General features: G+C 48.9%; 3 protein-coding genes. 2 read left to right on the top strand and 1 reads right to left on the bottom strand.

Going from position 1 to position 4146, the window contains the following annotated elements:
• The coding region (sufB, locus tag NZ772_14985) for a Fe-S cluster assembly protein SufB (GenBank protein ID MCS6814858.1) at positions 1–863 on the top strand (863 nt) is incomplete at its 5' end.
• A 125-nt stretch (positions 864–988) separates the two neighbouring features.
• Positions 989–1603, top strand: a complete 615-nt coding sequence (gene lexA, locus NZ772_14980) for a transcriptional repressor LexA (GenBank protein ID MCS6814857.1) — start codon at positions 989–991, stop codon at positions 1601–1603.
• 90 nt (positions 1604–1693) lie between these two features.
• Here the strand turns inward: lexA and NZ772_14975 are convergent, their stop codons facing one another.
• On the bottom strand, positions 1694–3880 hold the full coding sequence (locus tag NZ772_14975) for a CHASE domain-containing protein (protein MCS6814856.1): 2187 nt from the start codon (positions 3878–3880) through the stop codon (positions 1694–1696).
• Positions 3881–4146 lie beyond the last annotated feature (266 nt).

Raw genomic sequence — 4146 nt, 5'->3', positions numbered from 1 at the left:
ACATTCCCAAGGGTGTAAGGTGCCCGATGGAACTGTCCACCTATTTCCGCATCAACAACGGTGAGTCGGGTCAGTTTGAGCGTACCTTGATTGTGGCAGAGGAGGGTAGCTATGTTAGCTATCTGGAGGGCTGCACTGCACCGATGTATGACAGCAACCAGCTCCACGCCGCAGTTGTGGAATTGGTGGCTTTGGATCATGCTGAAATCAAGTATTCTACGGTGCAAAACTGGTATGCCGGAGATGCGAACGGCAAAGGCGGCATCTATAATTTTGTGACGAAGCGTGGCCTCTGCCAAGGGGTCAACTCCAAAATTTCCTGGACTCAGGTGGAGACTGGATCTGCTATTACGTGGAAGTATCCCAGTTGTGTCTTGGTGGGTGATAACTCGGTGGGAGAGTTTTACTCGATCGCTCTCACCAATAACTACCAGCAAGCAGACACGGGCACGAAGATGGTGCACGTTGGCAGAAATACCCGCAGTACTATTATTTCTAAGGGAATCTCTGCTGGGCAATCCCAGAACAGTTACCGAGGACTGGTGAAGATTGGCCCCAAGGCGGTGGGCGCTCGGAACTATTCCCAATGTGACTCAATGCTGATTGGCGATAATGCTCAGGCCAACACCTTCCCCTATATCCAGGTGCAGAACGATCGCAGCAAAGTTGAACATGAAGCCTCGACTTCCAAAATTGGTGAAGATCAGTTGTTTTATTTCACCCAGCGGGGTATCAGCATAGAGGATGCGATTTCTATGATGATTAGTGGCTTTTGCAAGGACGTATTTAACCAATTACCAATGGAGTTTGCCGTTGAGGCAGACAAGCTCCTCAGCCTTAAGCTAGAAGGCAGTGTTGGGTAGTACCGTTATTGACTTCAGAGAATCAGCATAAATGTAAAGTTTTCTCTGAGGGACTAGAACAAATGGCATATTTGCGGTACGCTTGTTCTAAAATTAGAATCTAGCAGCGCGCAAGAAAGATCCCCATGGAACGGCTTACTCCAGTACAGCAGGAATTGTTCGATTGGTTAGTAGATTACATTCGCAAGAACCAGCATTCTCCATCAATTCGCCAGATGATGCAGGCAATGGGGCTTAAATCTCCAGCCCCGGTTCAAAGTCGCCTAGATCACCTTCAACGTAAGGGCTACATCGACTGGACTCCCGGCAAGGCTCGCACTATTCGGATTTTGCATCCGGCATCTCAAGGTGTTCCCATCTGGGGGGAAATTGCCGCAGGTTATTTGACTGAGCCAGCTACTGATGGTGTTGAACATCTTGACCTATCTGGGTTGGTGCTGCAACCGCAGTACTTTGCCCTGCGGGTCACTGGTGACAGCATGATCGAGGCTCTGATTACCGAGGGAGATGTGGTGATTATGAAGCCAGTTGAGGATCCAAAAGCCATTAAAGATGGCACGATCGTCGCTGCTTACGTAGATGGTCAAGGCACCACCTTGAAGCACTACTACCGCAAGGGTAACCGGGTGATCCTCAAGCCTGCTAATCCTAACTACGAGCCAATCAAGGTAGCTGCAACTGATGTGCGTGTCCAGGGCGCTCTGGTTGGGGTTTGGCGGGGCTACGGTGCCATAGGGTAAGCGCGTATGGTTGGGGAAACAACTCAGAAGACGGCTCCATAGTTGGATGTTGCTAGTCCTCAGGGAAAGGCTCGTTTCAGACTAGCGCACTCAAACTAGTGCTGGCTGGCGCACTTGCAGAACTGCGTGGTGAACAGGGATCTCTATGAAGAATGTTGTTCCGTGGCCTGGAGTGGACTCACACCACAACTTGCCCTCATGCTTGTCAACAACGATTTGGTAACTGATGGCTAACCCTAGGCCTGTGCCCTTCCCTACGGGCTTGGTTGTAAAAAATGGGTTGAACAATTGTTTTTGAGTTTCTTCAGACATGCCAGGGCCATTGTCAGTAATGCTGATGCGAATAGCATGGTTTGCTGGTGAAGCAGGGGATGTTTGTTGAGTTGACGCTGGAATGGATGGTTGTTGCTGGTTTGACTGGCTTGGTTGTGCAAATAACGATCGCCCCCAAAACAAGGGGGTATTGAGCATAGATTGCGTAGAAGACTGTGGTTCTGGTACAGATTCTAGCCTTTCAAGCCCTAAGCTAGTTACTAGCTTTGTCCGAATGGTAATCGTTGGTTGCCATGGCTCGTGGTGTCTGTCCAGATTAGAGTCTAAGCGTTGCTGGTTGGCTAGGTCATCGATCGCATCGATGGCATTTACCAAGAGATTCATGAACACTTGGTTGAGTTGTCCGGCGTAGCATTCAATCAACGGCAGGTCATCATAGTCCTTGACGATCGCAATCTCAGGACGCTTGGAGTTTACCTTTGTGCGATTTTGTAGGATCAACAAGGTACTATCAATGCCTTCATGAATATCTACTGCTTTCATGTCAGCTTCATCGAGGCGTGAGAAACTGCGCAGGGAGAGCACGATCTCGCGAATACGCTCAGTCCCTACTTGCATGGACTTTAGCAATTTTGGCAAGTCCTCTGACATAAACTCTAAGTCAGCTTCATCGATTGCCGCTTGAATAGCTTGTGTGGGCTGAGGATAGGCACGCTGATACATGGCCACGATAGTCATTAAGTCTTGGGCGTAGGCGGCAACATGGTCTAGGTTGCCGTGGATAAAATTCACTGGGTTGTTGATTTCATGCGCAACTCCAGCCACCAGTTGTCCTAAACTTGACATCTTTTCAGTCTGAATTAACTGAGCCTGGGTTTGTTGCAATTCAGACAAGGTGCGGCTTAGTTCTTGGGCTTGGGCAGTGCGCTCTTGCACTAGGTTTTCGACCCGAATTGCATGGCGCTGAGTAATCAGCATGTAAGCAACAAAGCCAAGGGTTAATAGCAAGCCAATGCTAAAAATTGCATAAGCAGTCCCTTCACGGTTGCTGGTAATGTAGGCCATAGTTGGATGAGCAACAAGCATCCATTGACGATCAGCTACCTCTATATAGCGAACACAGTCGGACGGTGACGGACACAAAATAGCCCTAGCTGCCGGTGAGCTATCGCTGTCAGACCACGCAGACGACAGTAGGGCGTTAGTCTTGGCCTCATGGCGAATAATGAACTGACGCTCTGCTGAGGCAGACCGGTCATAGATACTAAAGTCTAATGCAGCCAGAATCGGGTTTTCTATCGCTGTTGCCACTGTTTTCTTTAATGAAAAGACAACCTGCACAAACCCCGTCAACGTTCTCGTTGTGGAGTTGCTAGCAGCGGCATAGATGGGAGTAAACGCAATCGCGCCTAATTCGTTGTCAACCAGGTTAATGTGTTCTGTTAGGGTGGTCTTACCGGTGTGTTTGGCTTTCATTAGGGCATCACGGCGCATTGGTTCTGAGAGCATGTCATAGCCGATCGCCTGCCTAAGGGCAGGTGGTTCTGTGTAGGTGACTGGGAAGTATTCCACCTGTAGTGACTGTTTGGAAACCTTGCCAGTATCGTCCCGCTGATAAATGCTGAAGTTCGGGAAGCCTTCAGCAGCTATGGCCTGCTCGTAACGCAGACGATCTTCCCCTGATACCCTTGCTACCCAGCTTAGGGCATGAATCCCCTTGTGCTTACCCAAAAACGGTTGTACGAATAGTTGAAACTGCCTGCGATTGACCTGACCAGAGGCAGCATAGAAGGCAGTTAATGCTTGACTAACTTCTAGTTTGTCCGCAATGCTATGCTCTAGTGCTGAAGTCAAGTGATCTACTTGCTGGCGAAACTCTTCGCGAATACGCTGGTTTTCTCGCGATCGCACAGTGTTGAAGGCTGCGATCGACAGCCCCACACCAGCAACGAGAATTGCAAGGCTGAACAGATAGCGGTTAGGTAACTTAGGTAACAATCTCATAACAGTGAATCATTGCTGTAAGGGAGGTAGTTGCTGCAAAGCAGTTTGACTAAACAGGGAACTACTAATAGTTCAGTCGAGTACCTAAGATGTGCTCTAGAGAGTAGTGGCGTTGTTGCCCCGCTGATCCTAAATGAATGCTGCTAGCGCAGTGTGAATAGTGGTCATGCAGTTAGGACAGATTAGGCATCGATTAGTTTCCCGTGCAAATCTTATCTAGTGGTTCAGACATGCAATCTTATCTAATGGTTCAGATTTGCCTAACA

The organism is Cyanobacteriota bacterium (genome assembly GCA_025054735.1).
Taxonomy (GTDB): Bacteria; Cyanobacteriota; Cyanobacteriia; order SKYG9; family SKYG9; genus SKYG9.
Note: the sequence above shows the minus strand (reverse complement) of the source record. Positions and strands in the feature narration are given on the sequence as shown.

Excerpts from the sequence above, each read along its gene's own strand:
- lexA (MCS6814857.1), top strand. The coding sequence starts at position 989 with ATGGAACGGCTTACTCCAGTACAGCAGGAATTGTTCGATTGGTTAGTA.
- NZ772_14975 (MCS6814856.1), bottom strand. The coding sequence starts at position 3,880 with ATGAGATTGTTACCTAAGTTACCTAACCGCTATCTGTTCAGCCTTGCA.